We start from the raw sequence: 21,444 nt of genomic DNA, 5'->3' as shown, positions 1-21,444 counted from the left end.
TCAACTCGTCAACTTTTCCTTACCTTTGCATGGTGAAGTTTCATCCTATCCTATCAAAACAGCCCTTACCCGCTCGGTTTAATAATCCTTTCGATTACGAACCAGACGCTCTTTGCCGTACTGCAGCCAAGCAGTTGCAGGCAAATCTCCCTATGACACCTACCGAAGGGAAGATGTATGGCGTTCTGATTGTTGAGCGAGACGGAGAGATTGGCTATCTGCAAGCCTATTCAGGGCAGATAGCAGACGAGGGAGAAGACTTCGTTCCTGCTGTCTTTGACTATCTCCAGCCCGATGGTTACTTCAAGATTCACGAGGCTGAGATTACCCATTTGAACACGCAGATAGCCCAACTGAAAGCCTCAACAGCCTACCGACAGGCAAAGGAAAGGCTAAAAACGATTCAGCAGGAAGCTGAAAAGGCAATCGAGGAAGCACGGAAGGTGATGCAGGGGGCTAAGTTCTTGCGTGATAAACGCCGCAAGGAGGCTTTTATTTCAGAGGAGGAACGAAACGAAATGACACGCCAGAGCCAGTTTCTTAAAGCGGAATTGCACCGTAAGAAACAGGTATACGCAGAGCAGATTACTGCTGCACAGACTGCCGTAAATGACTTTCAGGACCAGATAACATCATGGAAGCGGGAGCGGAAAATGAAGTCTGACCATCTGCAACGTTGGCTTTTCTCCCAGTTCTCACTGCTCAATGCACACGAAGAACGCAAGAACCTGCTCGATATTTTCCGTGATTACTATCTGAAGAATAGTCCTGCACGTACCAAGGCTGCCCACGCAAAAGCCACAACCCCTGCTGAACGTGCCACTGAAAAGGGGCTTGCACCCTCGCTCCTTCCGCCCTCCGGAGCTGGCGAGTGCTGTGAACCGAAGCTCTTGCAATATGCCTTCCTGCATGGTTTTAAGCCTATTAGCATGGCTATGTTCTGGTGGGGACCATCGCCAAAGACTGAGATTCGACAGCATGGTTACTATTATCCTGCTTGCAACGGAAAATGTAAACCTATCTTGGAGTGGATGTTGGAAGGGGTAGACATTGAAAACAAAGGTCATAACGAGGCTGAAAATGAAACCAAAACTACTCTTTCTACAGACGTAAAAATACTCTATGAAGACGATTACCTTGCAGTCGTTGCCAAGCCGTCGGGCTTGCTTTCTGTTCCCGGAAAAGGCTGCCAGCCATCAGTTTATAGTGTTCTAAAAGGACGATGGCAGGGTAAGAATGATGCGTTTATGGTGCATCGGTTGGACATGGCTACGAGTGGTTTGCTCGTTGTTGCCCGCACTTCTGAGATTTACAAGGCTTTACAGGAGCAATTCATAGGGCGGACTGTAAAGAAGAAGTACGTTGCTTTGCTTCCACTTGCTGTCCTCGACAAGCAGTTGCCAGCATCAGGACAGATAGAACTTCCGCTCTCTCTCGACCCGAACGACCGTCCCCGACAGCGTGTTGACACTGAAAACGGCAAGCCTGCCATCACAGAATATCGTATTATCGGCAAGACAACATATGGCAAGGAAGCGTTGGAAGCAGTGAAGATTGAACTCTATCCGCTGACTGGTCGTACTCATCAACTGCGCATCCATTGTGCGCATCCAGACGGACTGGGAACTCCTATCATCGGTGACAGCCTATACGGTCAACGTTCTGAACGCCTTTGGCTGCACGCAGAATACCTTGAGTTCACTCATCCCATCACACAGGAACGGATGAATTTCACCTTACCTCTAAAATGAAGATATAAAGCTGATTCCATGCATTGACCTTACAGGTTTTCAGAACATAAAGATACACTTTCGAATGCTGTTTTTACTTATTTTCCGAGTTGCAAATAAGCTGCACAAGTCACGTTTGGAAGAACGAAAAAAGTTAATTATCAGGTTACACAGCCATTTCCTTTGTCATTTACCTTATTTACTGTAACTTTGCAAGTAGAAAATAAATAATCAAACAGATATGGAAGAAAAGAAATTCAAGCGCACCACGGTTACTGCGGCATTGCCATACGCTAATGGTGGTGTACATATAGGACACCTTGCTGGTGTATATGTTCCAGCCGATATCTATGTGCGTTATCTCCGACTGAAGAAGCGTGAGGTAATCTTTATCGGTGGCAGTGACGAGCACGGTGTGCCAATCACAATCCGTGCAAAGAAGGAAGGAATCACCCCGCAGGACGTATGCGACCGCTATCATAAGATGATTAAGGACTCTTTCGAGGAATTCGGTATCTCGTTTGATGTGTACAGCCGTACGACAAGCGAGACCCACCACAAGTTTGCTTCTGACTTCTTCCGTAAGCTATATGACGACGGTAAGCTCGTAGAACAGGAGAGTGAGCAGTACTATGATGAGGAAGCTCACCAGTTCCTTGCCGACCGTTACATCATGGGTGAGTGTCCTCACTGCGGCAATCCGAATGCCTACGGCGATCAGTGTGAGAAGTGTGGCAGCGACCTCAGCCCTATGGAATTGAAGAATCCACACTCAACAATCTCTGGTTCGCAGCCTGTTATCAAGAAGACAAAGAACTGGTACCTGCCACTGAACGACTATCAGGAGTGGCTGAAGCAGTGGATTCTTGAGGATCATAAGGAGTGGCGACCAAACGTTTACGGTCAGTGTAAGAGCTGGTTGGACATGGATCTCCAGCCACGTGCCATGACCCGCGACCTCGATTGGGGTATTCCTGTACCTGTAGAGGGAGCCGAGGGCAAGGTGCTTTACGTATGGTTCGATGCACCAATCGGCTATATATCAAATACAAAGGAGCTTTGCGACAGTAATCCAGAACGCTTCGGCAGCTGGGAGAAGTGGTGGCAGGACCCGGAATCCCGCCTTGTTCACTTCATCGGTAAGGACAACATCGTGTTCCATTGTCTTATCTTCCCGACGATGTTGAAGGCTCATGGCGATTATATTTTGCCAGACAACGTACCTTCAAATGAGTTCCTCAACCTTGAAGACGACAAGATTTCTACAAGTAAGAACTGGGCAGTATGGCTCCATGAGTACCTCCGCGACTTTGAAGGGAAGCAGGATGTGCTGCGCTATGTGCTGACTGCCAACGCTCCGGAGACCAAGGATAACAACTTCACTTGGAAAGACTTTCAGGAGCGTAACAACTCTGAACTCGTTGCTGTTTACGGTAACTTCGTGAACCGTGCACTGCAGTTGACGAAGAAGTATTGGAACGGTGTGGTTCCTGCCTGTGGTGAATTAGAGGAGATTGACCGCCAGACAATTCAAGAGTTCAAGGACGTAAAGGCAAAGGTTGAGGCTTATCTTGACATCTTCAAGTTCCGTGAGGCACAGAAGGAGGCAATGAACCTTGCCCGCATCGGTAACAAATACATTGCGGAGACTGAGCCTTGGAAGCTCTGGAAGACTGACCCTAAGCGTGTGGAGACCATCCTCAACATCTCGCTTCAGCTCGTTGCCAACCTCAGTATTGCTTTCGAACCATTCTTGCCATTCAGCAGTAAGAAACTTCGTGAGCTGATTAACATGACGGAGTATGACTGGAGTGAACTCGGTTCTACCGAACTCCTTGCTGCCGGCAAGCAGCTTGCTGAACCAGAGTTGCTCTTCGAGAAGATTGAGGATGAGGCTATCGATGCTCAGCTCAATAAGTTAGAAGAAACAAAGAAGGCGAACGAAGCCGCTTCATACAAGGCTGAACCAATCAAGAAGGATATTCCTTTCGAGGACTTCGAGAAGCTCGATATCCGTGTAGGACATATCATCAAGTGCGAGAAGGTGAAGAAGAGTAAGAAGCTCTTGCAGTTCACCATCGACGATGGTTCAGGTGTTGAGCGCACTATCCTCAGCGGTATTGCAGCCTACTATGAGCCAGAACAGCTCACAGGTAAGGACGTTCTCTTCGTGGCTAACTTTGCTCCTCGCAAGATGATGGGCATTGAAAGTCAGGGAATGATTCTCTCAGCTGTCAACTTCGACGGCTCACTCACCGTCACAACTACCATGGGTGAGGTGAAACCGGGTAGTCAGGTGGGATAAGATAAGCCCAAGCGGCTTTTTCAAATAACCTAAAGAGGCAATTATAATGTGTGAATCTCCACACTTTATAATTGCCTTTTTTCCGTATTGTTTTCGTAAAAGTAAGTCTCCCTCTGTTAACCCCAAATCTCTAAGTTAGCACCTCAAAAAGCGTAAATATAAATCGACGTTCACATCTTCTTTTGCATTAAAAATACTCCTTTACGGCAAATTCAAATTGTTCTATGAATATTTGCTTAAAAGCATAAAGGTTATTCTGCTCATAAAAAATGAGCATAGCTTTCTTATAGTCTATAGAGTCTATGGAACGAAAACTAAGTGGACAATAGTCATTAGCGATAAGTATTGCATTGCTCGTAATACGTGCTGTGCGCTTATTTCCATCTGAGAAGGGTTGAATATAAGACAGAAGTAAGAGTGTGAGTAAGGCTTTCTCAAAGATATTATATTTACTGTTGATTAGCTTACAAGCATCTCTCATAGCTTCACGGATTTGAAACTCGTTATCTAAAGGATGGTAATTGGTTCCAGTAATACCAACACGATGACGACGAAGACCTTTATCTATAGAGAGATCCTTTGTTAGTAATTGGTGAATATCCTCTATATGACTAACCGTTAGTTCCTGTAGATAGTCTGGGTTATCAAGGATAAAGCTCAAAGCATCCTTATGATTGAGCAGCATCACAGCCTCTTCTTTCGTCTTACCTTCTGCTGTCTTACTCTCACGGAGCAAACGTTCTGTTTCAAGCAAAGTATATGTGTTACCTTCTATTTGCGAAGACTTCCAACTAAGATCAATTCCTAACCGCTCCATCTCCTTACGATACTCATTATCAGTCAACTCATTGACATGCTGCCGAAATTCATCTTGTAACGCATCAAGGTGAGCTTGCTCTTTGTCTGAGAAAAGTCTTGTTTCTGTGAGTAGACCATTAATTAATTCAAAATTGTAACTGCTTTGCACCTGTCGCTCATCCACTTCAAGTGCGAAATAGGTATCAAGATTGAGTGGCATCAGTAACTGAGCTTGGGGAGAAAGCCTATAACGAGTAGCACGTGCCTTTCCTTCTGCCACGATGTCACCTGCCTTAATGCCTGCTGCTATCACACGTTTCAAAGTTGCATCACTACCTTTGAAAGCCGTTCCAGCAGTAATATCACCACGAGAAGAGAGTGGATGATAATGCAGATATTGCAATATGTCTCTTGATTCATTCATGACTTACAAACCTTAATCGGTGCAAATATAGCAATAAAAAGCTAATTATCGGCTCATCGTGAGCCTAAAAACGAGTAAAATGAATGGTATTTTGAGCCGATTCTTGCACTCTATACGTTTAAAGGCAAGCTCTCGGGGCTTATACGCAAGCCTTGAAATATAGCTTAATTATTAGTTGTTTTACTTATTCTTGCTCAAATTCCAAGTTTTCAAAAGCACGAATCTCAGAGAGCTTTAGTAATAGAGCTTTCTTCAATTTAAAATCTTCTCGTTCGTATTCTTCAGCCTTTTCTCCATCATTAGTTTGTACCCTTGAGGTACGAAGTCTGTTATCCGTCGTCGGTCACCATCCTCTACTTGGCTTTCTTTATCTTTCTTTACTGAATCTGAAGTCACCTTCACTGATTTTGCTGTCATGGCTAAAAAGTCAGCAGCATCACCTGAACTCTGTGCCTTATCACGACAGCCAACTAACATAAAGACCGCTAATACCAGCCCTACTACAGTCTTATTCATTCGCTTCAACGCTTATATCTTATCTATTAATCATCAGTATTCAATCTCTATATTTCAAGTTCGTCGAAATCAGCTATCTCCGATAGTTTCTTTAACGGTCTTTTCTTTAGTTTTATAACCTCACGTTCAAACTCTTCATCCTCTTCTTCGCCTTCTGGATTGATATTTTCATCAACATACTTAACTCTGGTGAGGAAATTGACACTCACTTTTCTAAGCACTACCGGGCCACGATCACTTGAAGACTCATAACCTATCAACATAAAGTCAGAGTCTTGATAACGGAAACAATACTCCCAATAACCATATCGGCCGTAATAATAATGTAGATACAATTTACCGTCCTTTATGATTACACCCAAATCGGGAGAGAAATAAATGCCGCCGTCCTCATTCTCTGACGAGAAGCAAGTGTAATTCTTAGATGCAACTTCGTAGACGCCCTCTTTGTTGAACAGCACGATAATCCCCCTGCGGTTTCGGTCAACCACCTCGTCTTTAAAATCTTTCACGAAGCCATCCTTGCGTGTTGCCTTGATGATCAACACGCAATCAATATACCCGTCTTTGTTCAAGTCGCCCGAAATCTTGTTGAAAAGTTTATAACCTTTAGGAATGAAATCTGTTATCCGTTGCCGGTCAGCAACCTCATACTTATGTATATCTTCTTCCTTTTCCGACTTTGACACCGGCTTAACCGTCTGCCCTGTCGAAACCAAAGAGTCTGCAGCATCAGCTTTAGACTGCGCCTTATCACGGCAGCCACTCAGCACAAATGCCACACAGCTTAAACAAAGAATAACCTTACAGAATTGTTTCATATCGTATATAGAATTATTTTCATTTGCAAATATAGACAAAAAAAGAATAACAAGCTACTAAAGACACCTTTTCTTACCACTGAATTATACATGTCTGACAGCTCTTCAGAAGCCTTCGCTACGTCCCCACAACCCTCCCGAATGAATTATTTTCACGAGAAGAAGAATTTATTTTCATGAAAAAAAATATTTATCTTCACGAAAAAAAATATTTCTTTTCATGAAAATAAATTGCATAAAGCGTGGTTTCAATGTTTCCGGCTGACTACTTTCAGGTTTATGTTTAACCTTGGTTGATTGGTTTAAGTACGTAACTTACTACAGAATCTGGTGAGCCATCTTCAGGGTTTATATACAACGCTTTGTATAAATCGAACAACCTGTTACAAAGATAAGAACATATCGTGAAAGGGAGAAAAAAAGAAAGAGGACGGCACAGCCGCCTCTTTCAGTGATTTGTCTCCAACGAACAGAAGCCCGAGGGCAGTGCAGGTGAACTATCTGATTTGCACACTACGCAACCGCTCACAGATGCGATGCTGGCAGGGAGACTAACCGAGGTCTACCTCCATGCCCACATGGGCATCCCAATGTGCCTTGTCAAGCAGTTCAGCCTTCATGGACCTGTTCCAGTAGACAACATAGTAAACCTCCTCCGAAGGATAGTAGTTGTTGTCGGCATCGAGCAGAATATTTCCACCCGACACGATATTTACACTGTCACCTTCCCACACCTTGATGTTAATGTTCTTCACCTGATAGGTGTTCCTTGTAACTTCTATACTGAGTCCCCTCTTACCTCCGACATGGGTCTTCGGATACTCCACCTGGCTTTCCCAGATATTCCCGTAATCGTCTACGGTATATTCCGTCCAACTGGCACTAATGTATCTCGGTCTTTCTCGACGGTTCTGGAAAAGTATCTGCACGGGATGAATCGGGATGACTGTTTCTTCGATGTAACTGCCCGTATTGCCAAATTGAGCAGCCACAAGGTTATTCGACATGAACGAGGTGGTATAGGAGAGAATGACACCCTGCGTGTTGCGGTCGATGGAGATGCCGCTCTGCACATAATTGTTCACTCGCCTCTTCATCTCATCCTGATAGGCGATGATACGGTCGAGGGTGGTCTGCTGCCCATCTTCCTGTCCGTCGCTACTCGCCATGAGATTGGTGCCAGGCACACCCTCATAGAAGGCACTGGTTCCAGCAATGTTTCCTCCGTCAAGCACGAACCACGATTTGAACCGTATGTCCTGCGAACTCTTCTTCCACTTCGAGTCAGCAGAGAAGTAAGTACTGTAGGCTGCTTCTGCCGTGGCGAGCATAGACGAAGAGTGGGTCTCTATCTCGGAACAGTAGTAGGCACGACGCCCGTAGGTTACGGAGTCCACGAAAAGCAGAGCATTGTTTTGTATCTTCCGGCGCAACATGTCTACTGTTACATCATCACCGAATAGCTGCGAATAATCACCATCGGGCAGGTCGGCTTTCACCGTGTAGTACTTCTGACAGAAGTCACGGATGGAAATACTGCGGCAGGAATTGCTACTCGACTCATAAGAAGCCTTGAGTGATGCACCGGCATAGCCTGCCGAGGCATGCATGCCGAACTCGGCCTCCTTGTAACTGTGGTAGGTCTCCGTCTTGTCAACGATGCCCGGTGGGATGGTAACACCCGAGTTGTAGAAGTCATGGAGGATATTATCAATGGCATGATCCACAGCCACGGCCATGCTTCCCGAGGATTCCTTGGAAGCATCAGCCACAATGGAATCTCGCCCGCTGATAACGGCTCCATTGAACTGCTCCACGCGCACATTCACCTTACCGCGCTTCACATTCAGAATGGTGGGGTTGAGCGAGGTCACATTTCCGTCAACCACAATGAGCGCTCCGGGGAAGATGTTGTTTGAACTGGTGGTAACACTCGACGTCTTCGCCTTGGCATGCCAGTCCACACGACGGTGTATTTTCAGATACTGTCCTGACTGTCTCGGTCCGGTAGATCCTATTTCGGATGATGTGAGCAAGCTGCTATCAGCGATGAGACCGCTGATGTAGGCATTGATGGCTCGCCGACGGTCAGCATCGGAACCTCCACTTGAGTATCCCCCAGTAGGTCTGATATATCCGCTGCTGGATACATTTCGACCTCCTTCAGAACCACCCGTTCGCTGACGGTCAGTATCGGAACTTCCACTTGAGGATACTAAAGTAGGTCTGACATATCCGCTGCTGGATACATTTCGACCATCTTCTGAATCACCTGCTCGCTGACGCCTCATGCCGTCTATGTACCTGGATAATCTGTCGTCATCTGTCTCCATAATTTAATTCTTTAAAAGGTTAATAAATAAATGAGCTTATAAAGTAATGCGCCTTCTGCTAATATAGCAATTAATCCCGCAAAACACTTGCAAAACAAACTTCGCCTACGTTCCTCCTATCGTAATTTTTCGTTCATAGGGAAACGTTCTTCTTTACTGAATCTGTTGTAAAATTATAAGAAAAAAGTATCGATAGAGCTATGCTAAGTGGACAAAAAACTATTCTAATCGGACATTCTGCAGCTACCATGATTATTCTAATCAGACATACCAAGCTCCCAACTCACTTATAATCATAAGAAACCCATAAATAGCTTTACTCTTTTTAAGAAATATGAAATTCAAGTTTCCAAAAGGATTTTTCCGTTGACTTCTCTTTGTTTTTTCCTCAGTGCCTCGCTTGAGAAGGAAGCATCGCAGAAGGAAACCTGCAAATTACGGAAAACATCCACATTCCAGTTCAATATACCTATATTAAACTGAATTTTAACGCCATTCTCTTTGTCGATACACACAAAAACATTATCTTTGTAAACATTGAGACCGCACACTTTTCGCATAACTCATGGACTAAAGTTTAACTTTGGGACATAAAGCCCGTTTATTAGCACTATTGGAGGTAAACTCCATTTTGAGATCAAATAAAAAGTGCAAGATACACGTTGTTCTGAGCAAGCGTTTTGCGCTGTAGTCTCAATGAGCTGTTGAACAAGCAGAACTAACGGGAATACATCGAGGCATTGCTTCGTCCCATTATCAAGAACAACATCGGTGCAGAAAAAAACTGAACCGTGAAATCAATGTTCTGCTGAAAGCCACCACGCAACTCCACTGAAAAAGCCTCTGCTCATCAATTTGGACGGAGACTGTAAAGTGGAGAAAAACGGATATACCATCCGTATGATTCCCACTTCTGAATAACTGACCCAAGAATGAACACACTTATGAAGTATCAAAGATTATCATACCTATGCAATACGACATACATGTCCTTTAAGTCACTTTACAACCCCACTATGAGCCTTTTGACATTTACGGGGTGGAGCAAACACAAACACCTGTTTTCAAGTGCATTATCAGCGTTTATTTTATTTTCCTTTCTACTGACTTCATGCGAAAGGGAAAAAGCCTCTTTTAGCCTGGAAGAACGGAAAGAGACGGAAAGTACCGTACGCTCCACGCACGGCATAGACTCGCTTTCCCTGCTGCAAAAACGAATGGAAAAGGAGGGAAACAAGCTCGGCAGCGTCATCACTCTCAGGGAATGGGGAAAGGCACTGCGGAACGAGAGCCGTTTTGACGAGGCACTGCGTGTCCACAACGAGGGATTACAACAGGCGGAAGGCATCGGTGACACGCTGGAATGGGTACAGGCATTGAATAACATCGGTACAGACTTTCGCCGTTTGGGCATGCTTGATGCGGCACAAGAGTATCATTACAACGCATGGAAGATGAGCGAGGAATGTACTGACACCTCTTTTACTGCCAAGAAGAACCGTGCAGTGTCGCTTAACGGCTTGGGCAATATATACATGACATTGGGAAACTACACACGTGCCGACAGCGTGCTACGCATGGCATTGCATGGCGAACAGGAACTTCACAGCCTGGTGGGACAAGCTATCAATTACGCCAATCTCGGTTACATCTTCGAGCATCGGGGGCAGACGGACTCGGCTTGGGTCTACTACCGCCGCTCGATGGTACTGAACACGGAGGCTGGCAGCGACCTCGGCATATCGCTCTGCCATACCTATTTCGGCTCGCTTTACGAGAAAGCGCATCAATACGACAAGGCAACGGCAGAATACGAGACTGCCCGAAAGATGATGGAAGCCTCGAAAGACGAGTGGCATTCGTTGAACTCTCTCATTGCCCTTGCCGGTATCTACCACATCACAGGCAATGCAGAGAGGGAAATGGAATATCTTGACATAGCAAAACAGGTGGCGGAGAACATCAAGTCTCCTGAACATCTGGAAAAAATATACACCTTATATTATAAGCATCACAAACAGACAGGAGACTGCCACTCAGCATTGGCTTTCCATGAGATGGCTACGATGATGCGGGACAGCATCCTGGACATGGAGAAGGTGAACCACATACAAAACATAAGTCTGAAAATAGAACGCAATCGACAGACAAAGCAAATGAGCGAAGCCCAGCATAGGCTGGAACAGGAACGCACGATGCGGTATATCGGCTTTGCAGTTTCGGGACTTGCACTGCTTGTGCTGACAGGACTGCTGTCTATGGCACTTTATACAAACCGATTGCGCCGACGCAATCATCAGGCATTGAAGAGAATGTCGGCACTACGTGAGAATTTCTTCACCAATATCACTCATGAGTTCAGAACCCCTCTTACGATGATACTCGCTTTAAGCCATGACCTGCAATCGCTTGACATAGCAGAGGTGGAAGACAAGGCAAGAACTATCGAGCAACAGGGCAAGGAACTGCTCACGCTCATCAACCAGCTCTTGGATATCTCGAAGATGAAGTCGGCAGTGGGAGATGCTGACTGGCAGAACGGAAACATCATGGCTTATCTCTCCATGATAGTGGAAAGCTACCGCGAATACGCCCGCAGCCGTAACATCGACCTGCAGTTCTTCGCCAAGGAAACTGTGAAGATGGACTTCGTACCCGATTATGTGAACAAAGTAATGAATAACCTGCTCTCCAACGCCTTCAAGTTCACTCCCGAATACGGCAAGGTGAGTGTGGCGGTATGGCGTGAGGGCGAAAACCTTTTCGCTGACGTAACCGATACGGGCTGTAGCATGGACAAAGAGACTCTCTGCCATGTTTTCGATCTGTTCTATCAAGGTGAGGGCGATGCCAAGCACATCGGAACAGGTGTAGGGCTGGCTCTCGTGAAGCAAATCATAGATGCCGTGAAAGGAACAGTAACGGTAGAAAGCGAAGAAGGAAAAGGCACAACGTTCCATATCTGTGTGCCGATATACAACGAAGCAGGGAAACAGATTGCCGCCGCACCGGTAATCAACACGCCGCTTCTTCCAGAGAGCGAAACAGCACTTGTTGACAGCGGAAGCAGCGAAAGCCGATTCCAACTGCTTGTCATCGAGGACAACCACAACGTAGCTGCCTACATCGGCTCGCAGTTTGCTGACCGATATGCCGTTTCCTACGCCGATAATGGCAAGGATGGATTGGAAAAAGCACTTGAGCTTGTTCCCGACCTCATCATAACTGACCTCATGATGCCCGGATTGGACGGACAGGAAGTATGCCGACAGGTGCGCGCCAACGAAATTACCGACCATATTCCCATCATTGTGATAACGGCAAAAATCACAGAGGAAGAGCGAATTAAGGGACTGGAAGCTGGAGCTGACGTCTACTTGACCAAGCCTTTCAACGCTGACGAGCTGCACACAAGGGTGGAGAAACTTCTCGATCGCTATCTCCGCCTGCGCGACAAGTTCAGCAAGAACACCGATACGCACAAAGACAAAAACACACAGCTCACAGATGCAGAGCGTCGCTTCCTGACTAAAGCGGTCGACTTCATCTATCAGCTCATGGACAGACGACAGTTGGACGTGAACACTCTGGCAGAGAAACTCTGCATGAGCCCCCGGCAGTTCCACCGGAAACTCGTGACCATCACAGGCGAATCTCCTTCCTCGTACATGCTGAAGATAAAGATGAAAAGGGCATGCCATCTGCTGGAAACGAACCCAGAAATGACTATCGAGGAGGTCGCCGACCGTTGCGGCTTCAGGCACACGCCTAATTTCTACAGTGCTTTCAAGAGGATGTACGGCATCACGCCCATGGATTATCGCAGAGGAGTCGGCATTTAATGCCGACCAATCTCCTTAGGATTATGCAGTAGAACTGAAGCAATCCTTTCAGAATATAGCCTCAAAGAAGACTTAGTTCATCCGAAAATTGTTCTAATAGCATATTGAAAGTACTTCTAACGACAAGCAGCCTCTCACCCTGCAACATATTCCAAGGTGGTCAGCCATTATCATTGGTGTTTACCAACACCATATCAATAGAAAAAGGGAAGAGAGGTTTCTTTTTGTCATTATAGCAAGACACTAATGACTAACTTGTATGGGAAAACTTTTATCGCCATCACTAATTGAATGAAAACAACGAAGCCCCACAGCTAAGGTGGAGCTTCAAATAAAAGGGTTCTTCCGTTAAATGCGTAGATGCTTTTCGTATAGCTTTAACGGAAGAACCGAAGTTATGCATTATACAAAATAATAGCCAAGAAAGCCTTGGCTGTCTATTCTATTATCATCCTCAGACACAGAAAACCTTTTCATTTTCATACGTTGAAAACACAGATAAGGATTTGAAAAACATTTACATAATTTCAAATAAATCATCTACAAACAAAGGGAAAATCACATATAAAAAGCAAGTTTGCAACCAACAGTAAATCAGTCAGTTATGAAGTCGTACAAGAAAAGATGCCCAATTGGACTTCAAAAGGGCGTTAGTTAGACCTCAAAAGGGCATCTATTGCAAGTCAATTGGGCGTCTTTTCAAAGCCAAAAGACCATGTATTAGCTTTGAACTGCATGAAAATAGTTTACAAACGGTTGGTTGCTATGGGAATAAGTTGTTTGTAGAAGACGGAAAGACATGGTGTTTATTTGCCTTTTCTGCATTTTATCTTGTAGTTACCCCCCTGTAAGACCATCTGGTTTTGGATAGTCATACCATGCAAGTATATAAGCCTTTATTCTATTTCCAATCCATGTATTTAACGGAAGAACCTATTAAATGTACAGTATAAACCGACCGTTGGTTCGGGGGCTTAAACAAACTCTTCCCCTTTCTTTATCTGCACTTCATTAACATACTTCCTTACCAGTGCCGAGGAATCTTCTTTCTTACAGATAAGCAGTACATTGTCTTTCTCAGCTACGATATATCCATCCAGTCCGTTGATGACTGCAAGTTTGCCTTTGGAAAGTTTTATGATGTTGTTGGTAGCATCTTCAAGAATAACGTCCGAGTCTATGACGACATTGTCACCTTCCCGCTTGCTCATAGACTCATAGACACCGTGCCATGTCCCAAGGTCAGCCCATCCGAAGTCACATTTCATCACGTAGACATTATCCGACTTCTCAAGCACACCGTGATCCAATGAAATGTTCGGATAGCGAGGGAAGTTCTCACGTATGAATTCCTCTTCCTCCTCTATAGTTGTTATCTTTTCTCCTGACTCTCCTGCACGTAGGACGGACGGGAGAAAACCATAGAGACATTGGCGCAGGTAACTGGCGTTGGCGAGGAAAAGTCCTGTATTCCAATACCATTCCTTACTGTCCATGAACATCTGTGCAAACTCCCTGTCGGGTTTTTCCGTAAACGCCTGTACCTTATATATATCACCCTCTCCTGTGTATACCCCCTTCTGGATATAGCCGTAACCAGGCTCTGGACGGGTTGGACTGACACCCATGGTCAGCACTGCGTTGTTCTTCTCAATAAACAGCAGTCCGTCTGTTATGTTCTCAAGAAAAGCATCAGGGTTTACAATGTTATGGTCTGAAGGAGACATAATGATATTCGCCTTCGGGTCAGACATCATGATACGGTGCAAAGCCCAGGCAACACTCGGTGCAGTATTCCTGTGTATCGGCTCAGCCATAATATGATCGGCTGCCACTTCCGGCAACTGCTCACGAACAAGGTTCAGATAGTCACAGCTTGTATTGATATATATATTCTCCTTGGGAAGAATACGGGCGAACCTGTCAAACGTCTGTTGAAGCTGGGTACGCCCAATGCCAAAGAAATCTATGAATTGCTTCGGGTACTTGTCTCTGCTGCAGGGCCATAGTCTCCGTCCCTTGCCACCGGCAAGAATCACGCAATAGTTGTTCTGTGTTGTAGTCATTATTTATTTAAGCTAACCAGTTTATCTCTCCAAAGATACCTTATATAAACCACACCTCCAAATCTTTTAATGTTAAATACAGCAAATAGTGTCTAATCATCGTATTGTCATTAAATAATTACTTAAAAATTTGCCACATTCAGATTTTCTCTCTACCTTTGCACCCGTTGTTCAAACAACAGCCATGCCCAGATGGCGGAATAGGTAGACGCGCTGGTCTCAAACACCAGTGGGGCAACCCATCCCGGTTCGAGCCCGGGTCTGGGTACCACAAATCCCTTGTAAATCATTGATTTACAAGGGATTTTTCTTTTTTAGTATGTACTAAAAGTGTACTTTCTAACAAAACTATTGGAAAGGTGTACTTTTATAGTATTTCACCTCTTAGATTTATATTTAATTAACGACAACTCTTCCCTTTTATTCTGTTTATTTCCCTTTCTTGGCTTTTTCTCCAATGAATACCCTATCTTTGTAAACAGTACCCACCATAGAGAATTGTAAAATGGAAAATGACAATCTAAAGATACAGCTTGACAGCATTCAACGAATATTAAGCTATTGCATTACTCAGACCTACAATGTGCTCATTGGAAATATTCTGAGGAAGAAAGGTTGCATCAACAATATACAGTTCAAAGAGATTTTGCAAAAAGAATATATCCGAATAACCGATGAACTATCTTCCATTTATCTGAATCATCCTGCTCTTGCATGTGTAGAGGAATATTACAACGATGATGATTTTTTGTGGGAAAGCTCCTTCTTTGAATCACTGACCAAAGAACAAAAACAGAAATATGCCTCATTCTCTGTATCTTCGTTTGAATATGCGAAATACATTGAGACACACACCTTATATAATGATGTCCTGCCGATGCTCTCGTATCTTGTTGATGCAATTCTATATGAACGATATGCAAAATATCTCATGGCAGAAATAGAACGAATTGAATTAACAGAGGTACAAACTGATCGGTCTCGCTCTTCTGTCTTGGTAAACGATGAACCATGTGAGCAGAAAAAGAAACCTGTCATCGTTGGTAAAGGAACAAATCCATTTCAATCTGATTTTACAGAAGAGCAAATAGAAATTCTTACAACCTGTATCAACGAAATCCAATTATTCACGACTTGCATATCTCCCAAGATACTCAAAGACTTTTTCGCTTGTAAACTAAAAGGTATCCTGAAATCAAACAACAACCGTCAATTGGCATATCTCATGCAAAGTCTTAATTTTAAAGGGTTCATTACTGATGAATGGCAATCAGCCATTGCCCGTAATGAACTTGTCTTGGGGAAAACAAAAGATACGCCACTGACACGCACCGACCTTTCCACCGCAACAGACCAAATCAATATGAAGCAACCGAAAGGATGGGAAATCATTGATAACTACATCAAACAACTGAAAAAAGATTGAGCATAGGTTGATACGTCAAACATTGCTCAATGCCAGTTCCTTTTATCGTTTCTAATTTTGCCCTCGTTAACAGCAACGAGGGTGCGCACCCTCTATCGTTTTACCTAACAAATAAAAAATATGGAAAAGACCATAGAGGAACGAGTTTACGAACTCGAACAACTTCTCTTTACAAACAAAAATGTGCTTAGCTTTGATGAAGCAAGCAAGTTTCTCAATCTATCAAAGAGTTATCTTTACAAGCTCACATCGGGCAATCTGATTCCTCATTATAAGCCACAAGGTAAGATGCTTTATTTTGAGAAAGCAGAACTCGAAGCATGGCTGCGTCAAAATCCTATCAAGACTTCTGCGCAAATAGCCCAAGAAGCACAGAGATATATCATGGGTAGCAAACCTTTAATGCAGAAGTAAGGCTATGGAAAACGAGAATTTTATTCGTGTTGGCACAACCTTATATAAAATTGTGAACCAACCACGCATCAATGGCGGTTTTGTCAAGAAGCGTATAGTATGGAATAATGAAACGCTACGCCAGGACTATGGCAAGGATTTTCTGGCTACAGTTCCAAAGTACGATGGTTTCTGCACTGTTCCTAATCATGTCAATTACCAACCAGTGGTTGGCAAGTTCCTCAATCTCTATGAACCGATAGAGCATCAGCCAAAAGAAGGAGATTTTCTGCATATTGAATCATTGATAAGACACATCTTCGGGGAACAATACGAGCTGGGCATGGATTACTTGCAATTGCTCTATCTCCAACCCGTGCAGAAACTCCCCATCCTTTTGATGGTATCAGAAGAACGTAATACTGGTAAGAGTACTTTCCTTAATTTCCTCAAAGCTGTTTTCCAAAACAATGTAACGTTCAACACCAACGAGGATTTTCGCAGTCAGTTCAATGCTGATTGGGCAGGTAAACTACTTATTGTGATGGACGAAGTATTACTTAACCGTAGGGAAGACAGTGAGAGATTGAAGAACCTCAGCACAACGCTTTCCTATAAGGTGGAAGCAAAGGGTAAAGACCGAGATGAAATCTCCTTCTTTGCCAAGTTTGTGTTGTGTTCCAATAACGAGTTACTCCCTGTCATCATTGACGTGGGAGAAACCCGATATTGGGTTAGGAAGATAAATCGTTTGGAAAGTGACGATACAGAGTTTCTTCAGAAATTGAAAGCAGAGATACCTGCCTTTCTTTATTTTCTTCAGCATCGCACGCTGTCTACCCAAAAGGAAAGCCGTATGTGGTTTGCACCCAAGCTGACTTTTACACCAGCCTTGCAACGTATTATCCGTAATAACAGAAACAAGCTGGAACTAGAAATGTCAGAGTTGTGTCTTGACATCATGGAAACAAACAATGTCGAGGAAGTCTCTTTCTGTATCAATGATATGATGCCTCTTTTAAGTAACACACAATGTAGGTATGACAAGGGGCAGATAAGGAGAGTTGTACAGGATATCTGGAAGCTCACACCTGTGTCCAATACGCTGACCTACACTACGTATCAACTTAGTTACAACACCCTGCAATATTACTCTCCTATTCGAAGGACAGGAAGGTTTTATACAATCACCAAGGAGCAACTCAAGAGTTTATAAAAACATTATACCCATTATTTTGATGAAATGATGAATAGATTATATAAAGCTTTCAGTACAAGTCGTTTACGTTCTCATCTTTTATTCATCGTGGATATTCTGCTGATGAAAAAAGAAAAGGATGATATTCTTCTTTTCGTCAGCAATTCTATTTTGAAGAATAGTATGATGAGGGCATGATGAGTTCTCAACTATCTGATAACCATATAGATAAAATCAAATTCATCAAATCATCAAATTAATCATCACTTTAACTTCTATATAATTATGAATATAGGCCAAATAAAAAAGATAAAGTTGCAGGAATTTCTTGCAACAATAGACTGCAAACCCGTAAAACAGTATGGTGTGAACCTCATGTACCTATCACCACTTAGAACGGAGAAACACGCATCGTTTAAGGTAAACACCGAACTTAATCTATGGTACGATTTCGGTATTGGTAGAGGTGGTAACATCATTGACCTTGCAGAATTGCTCTACAACTCTTCGGATGTGTCGTATCTCATTCATCAGATAGAACGTAATGCACCAAGCTGTGTATTGGTAAGTCTACCTAAAGCTAAGCCGAATACACCTCAGAACTCCTTTGAAAATCTTCAGGTACTTTCCATAGCCCATCCTGCGCTTATCAAATATCTTGGGGAAAGATGTATAGACATTGAAATAGCAAGAACTGTATGTAAGGAACTGCACTTTGATACAAGGGGCAAACATTACTTTGGTATTGGCTTTCCAAATATTGCAGGTGGCTACGAAATACGTAACCCGTTTTTCAAAGGAGGTATCACGCCAAAAGACATCAGTCTATTTCATAATGAGGAATCAAAGCAATCGTGTTTTGTCTTTGAGGGGTTCATAGACTTCCTTTCATTTATGATGCTCCGAAGAAAAGAGAATGACAGACTAAAACGACAAGATTATCTGGTACTCAACTCTGTGTCAAATGTTAAGAAAGCATTAGAACCATTATCACACTATGAGAATATTCAATGTTTTTTGGACAATGACGAAGCAGGGAGAAATGCCTATCTTCAATTATCAAAAGAATTGGGAAAACCTGTTACGGATGCATCAACTTTATACAATGGCTACAAGGACTTGAACGAGTATCTGTGTGCTGAATTTAAGCATTCAGAGAAAGCAGAAAATAAGAAAATCAAAGGGATAAGACCATAACAATGGGATATGCTTCGCATAATCTATTTTTCGGGGAGCAAGTTTATGTTTTGGGCATACCAAAACCACTTACTCTACCTTCTGCCAGTCGGTGCAGAGGATTATCCCGTCGGTCTCCATCAAATCAAATTAAAGAAACGAATATGACTAAATCAGAATACAACAAAGGCGGTCGCCCGACCAAAGGTGCAGCCGAAAAGAAGAAATACCGAATCACGGTAAAACTTACCACAGAGGATTACTATACGCTCAAAGGTAAAGCCAAGAACGCAGGAATATCCATGAGTGAATTTGTAAGAAAAGTTCTTGAGAAAGGAAATGTCATGGAACGACTGACCGTAGAGCAAGCAGACTTTATCCGTAAGCTGTGTGGCATGGCAAACAATCTCAACCAGTTGGCGCATCGTGCCAATGTGGAAGGTTTTTATACCGTTGCTCCTTTTCACAAAATCATCATTGGAAAGATTGACGAAATCCTAAACCTGATACGAAAATGATAGCCAAGATAATGAAAGGTTCGGGCTTCAAGGGTGTCATCAACTACATCCTTGACCCGAAGAAAGGAACGGAGCTTATAGACTGTTCCGGAGTGAGAACAGACAGCATAAGCCATATTGTCCAAAGTTTCATCGACCAGACGGAACTGAATCCACGAGTGAGTAAGGTTGCCGGACATCTCTCCCTGAGTTTCTCCGCACAGGACTCTCCTAAACTCAACAATGAATGGATGGCGAAAGTGGCGCGTGAGTATATGGAGAAGATGGGTATAAAAGATACACAGTACATCATCGGTCGCCATTTCGACAAAGAACATCCGCACATTCATATCGCATTCAATCGGATAGATAATAATGGCAAGACCATTTCTGACCGCAACGACCGATTCAGAAGTGAGAAGATTTGCAAGGAACTGACCGCCAAATATGGTTTATACTTTGCTGATGGCAAGGAGAAGGTCAAGGAACATCGCTTGAAAGAACCTGATAAGACCAAGTATGAAATCTATCAGGCGTTGAAAGCAGAGATTGCTCAGTGCAGGAATTGGAAAGACCTTCTTGCTCACTTGAAAAAGCAAGATATTGATGTCCGCTTCAAGTACAAAGGCAACTCGCAGGAAGTGCAGGGTATCATCTTTGAAAAGAACGGTTACCATTTCAATGGCTCGAAGGTAGATAGGCATTTCAGTTATTCCAAGATTGACTTTGCCCTACAACAGAATGATAAGGAACACGAACAGCAGATGCAGGGAGCAGTAAACCTTGTGTCTAACATTGTAGAAGCTACGAGCGAACTTGCCAATGAACTCATAGAAGGAGGATTGGGATTGTTCCAGACTCATGGCACTGTCCCTGCGGAAGTTTACAATACACTCGACAAAAAGAAGAAAAAGAAAAAACGTAAAATACATTTATAACTATGGCAGATAATAATACATTTGTCCTCTTTGAGGAAATCAAGAACATGTTGGAGACAATTTACAGGGAATTAAAGGAACTGAAAGAAAAGGAGAACCGTTCTGTCTCTCTCCCTGTTTCATATACCCCAGTACAACATGACGACCAGCAGGAACAGGAATTGCTCAATCAGTATGAGCAGCGGACAGAAGCCATTATCAATAAGTACATTGACGTGCAAAAGCGCATCAAGGACGAGGAGGCTAAATCCATAGACAAATTGGTGGCAAGTGTCTTGACCATGCTGCACGAGTGGCAGGAGCAGAAAGAATATCCACAACCGCAAGAACAGATTCACAGGCATAGCTTTGACATCAAGTCATCGAAAGTCTTTACTACTATGGTAGCAGTGTCTTTCCTTTGTTTTATTTCTTTGGTCGGCAATTACTTCTTGTGGCAAAGCAAACAACAATACAAGGATGATGCCTTGAAATTCCGTATCATCAGAGTGTGGAGAGGTTGCAGCCCAAAGGAAATCCTATGGCTCAACGATGTGTTTGATATTCATCGCAATGAAAACACAATCAGAAAAATTAAGAAGGCAACTGATAGTTACGACATGGAACTGAAGCAAAAGGCCGACAGTTTGATGCAAATGAAATTGAAATAACCCTATATGAAGCAAGTCCAACCAAAATTCTCGCTTGGTTGGGCTTGTGCGCTACATCTTAGTCTATGATTTCCCAAAAACCACCATTATCTGGTCCAACACGACGGAGGTACTTGTTACGCATATATTCGATGTTACGCATGATAGAGGTGGCACTAATTCCTACGGCAGCAGCAAGTTCAATCTTGGTAATATAAGGATTTTCAGCCATTAACTACAAGATGGTAATACGATTTGATGTTAATTTATCACCATTTTCTAATGCTTTAGCTACAACTTTCTCCACTATTACCTTTCGTTTATCAGTCACCCTATCAGATACCTTTGGCTG

General features: G+C 43.5%; 16 protein-coding genes and 1 tRNA gene. 11 read left to right on the top strand and 6 right to left on the bottom strand.

The genetic code is table 11. The features are described 5' to 3' along the window. Positions 1-32: 32 nt before the first annotated feature. The gene (locus ADJ77_RS07130; protein WP_050696232.1) at positions 33-1,751 is read left to right on the top strand and encodes an RluA family pseudouridine synthase; all 1,719 of its coding nucleotides are present in this window, start codon (positions 33-35) and stop codon (positions 1,749-1,751) included. 220 nt (positions 1,752-1,971) lie between these two features. Continuing rightward, positions 1,972-4,035, top strand: a complete 2,064-nt coding sequence (metG, locus tag ADJ77_RS07125) for a methionine--tRNA ligase (RefSeq protein ID WP_025077742.1) — start codon at positions 1,972-1,974, stop codon at positions 4,033-4,035. Between the two features lie 187 nt (positions 4,036-4,222). Here the strand turns inward: metG and ADJ77_RS07120 are convergent, their stop codons facing one another. The 4 genes from ADJ77_RS07120 to ADJ77_RS07105 all read right to left on the bottom strand — a co-directional run bounded on the left by ADJ77_RS07120 (position 4,223) and on the right by ADJ77_RS07105 (position 8,927). Further along, complete coding sequence (locus ADJ77_RS07120) at positions 4,223-5,257, bottom strand: Fic family protein (RefSeq protein WP_025077741.1); 1,035 nt, start codon at positions 5,255-5,257, stop codon at positions 4,223-4,225. A 252-nt stretch (positions 5,258-5,509) separates the two neighbouring features. Continuing rightward, a complete protein-coding gene (locus tag ADJ77_RS07115; protein WP_025077740.1) occupies positions 5,510-5,773 on the bottom strand; it encodes a hypothetical protein in 264 nt (87 codons plus the stop codon). Between the two features lie 47 nt (positions 5,774-5,820). Further along, complete coding sequence (locus ADJ77_RS07110; protein ID WP_042740818.1) at positions 5,821-6,594, bottom strand: hypothetical protein; 774 nt, start codon at positions 6,592-6,594, stop codon at positions 5,821-5,823. A gap of 551 nt (positions 6,595-7,145) precedes the next feature. After that, complete coding sequence (locus tag ADJ77_RS07105; RefSeq protein WP_025077739.1) at positions 7,146-8,927, bottom strand: thiol-activated cytolysin family protein; 1,782 nt, start codon at positions 8,925-8,927, stop codon at positions 7,146-7,148. A gap of 1,016 nt (positions 8,928-9,943) precedes the next feature. On the opposite strand from ADJ77_RS07105, the gene ADJ77_RS07095 reads away from it, so the two are divergent. Next, positions 9,944-12,769: a hybrid sensor histidine kinase/response regulator transcription factor gene (locus ADJ77_RS07095; RefSeq protein ID WP_394330584.1), complete on the top strand. Its 2,826-nt coding sequence runs from the start codon at positions 9,944-9,946 to the stop codon at positions 12,767-12,769. Between the two features lie 974 nt (positions 12,770-13,743). Here the strand turns inward: ADJ77_RS07095 and ADJ77_RS07090 are convergent. Further along, positions 13,744-14,835: a mannose-1-phosphate guanylyltransferase gene (locus tag ADJ77_RS07090; protein ID WP_025077737.1), complete on the bottom strand. Its 1,092-nt coding sequence runs from the start codon at positions 14,833-14,835 to the stop codon at positions 13,744-13,746. A gap of 186 nt (positions 14,836-15,021) precedes the next feature. On the opposite strand from ADJ77_RS07090, the gene ADJ77_RS07085 reads away from it, so the two are divergent. The 8 genes from ADJ77_RS07085 to ADJ77_RS07045 all read left to right on the top strand — a co-directional run bounded on the left by ADJ77_RS07085 (position 15,022) and on the right by ADJ77_RS07045 (position 21,113). Continuing rightward, positions 15,022-15,106 (top strand) — tRNA-Leu (locus ADJ77_RS07085). A 234-nt stretch (positions 15,107-15,340) separates the two neighbouring features. Then, the gene (locus ADJ77_RS07080; RefSeq protein WP_025077736.1) at positions 15,341-16,261 is read left to right on the top strand and encodes a hypothetical protein; all 921 of its coding nucleotides are present in this window, start codon (positions 15,341-15,343) and stop codon (positions 16,259-16,261) included. Positions 16,262-16,381: 120 nt separating this feature from the next. Beyond that, a complete protein-coding gene (locus ADJ77_RS07075) occupies positions 16,382-16,675 on the top strand; it encodes a helix-turn-helix domain-containing protein (RefSeq protein ID WP_004344933.1) in 294 nt (97 codons plus the stop codon). Positions 16,676-16,679: 4 nt separating this feature from the next. After that, positions 16,680-17,870 carry a DUF5906 domain-containing protein gene (locus ADJ77_RS07070; RefSeq protein ID WP_025077735.1) on the top strand — a complete coding sequence of 397 codons (1,191 nt, stop codon included), beginning with the start codon at positions 16,680-16,682 and terminating at the stop codon, positions 17,868-17,870. Between the two features lie 267 nt (positions 17,871-18,137). Further along, positions 18,138-19,049 (top strand): toprim domain-containing protein, encoded by a 912-nt coding sequence (locus ADJ77_RS07060; protein ID WP_025077734.1) that lies wholly within the window; start codon positions 18,138-18,140, stop codon positions 19,047-19,049. Between the two features lie 143 nt (positions 19,050-19,192). Continuing rightward, positions 19,193-19,546 (top strand): plasmid mobilization protein, encoded by a 354-nt coding sequence (locus ADJ77_RS07055; RefSeq protein WP_025077733.1) that lies wholly within the window; start codon positions 19,193-19,195, stop codon positions 19,544-19,546. Then, a complete protein-coding gene (locus ADJ77_RS07050; RefSeq protein WP_025077732.1) occupies positions 19,543-20,463 on the top strand; it encodes a relaxase/mobilization nuclease domain-containing protein in 921 nt (306 codons plus the stop codon). The genes ADJ77_RS07055 and ADJ77_RS07050 overlap by 4 nt, the downstream gene beginning before the upstream one ends. Positions 20,464-20,465: 2 nt before the next feature. Further along, positions 20,466-21,113: a hypothetical protein gene (locus tag ADJ77_RS07045; RefSeq protein WP_025077731.1), complete on the top strand. Its 648-nt coding sequence runs from the start codon at positions 20,466-20,468 to the stop codon at positions 21,111-21,113. 58 nt (positions 21,114-21,171) lie between these two features. On the opposite strand, the gene ADJ77_RS14015 is transcribed toward ADJ77_RS07045, so the two are convergent. After that, a complete protein-coding gene (locus tag ADJ77_RS14015; RefSeq protein WP_167336711.1) occupies positions 21,172-21,324 on the bottom strand; it encodes a winged helix-turn-helix transcriptional regulator in 153 nt (50 codons plus the stop codon). Positions 21,325-21,444 lie beyond the last annotated feature (120 nt).

Source organism: Prevotella fusca JCM 17724, assembly GCF_001262015.1.
Classification (GTDB): Bacteria; Bacteroidota; Bacteroidia; order Bacteroidales; family Bacteroidaceae; genus Prevotella; species Prevotella fusca.
Note: the sequence above shows the minus strand (reverse complement) of the source record. Positions and strands in the feature narration are given on the sequence as shown.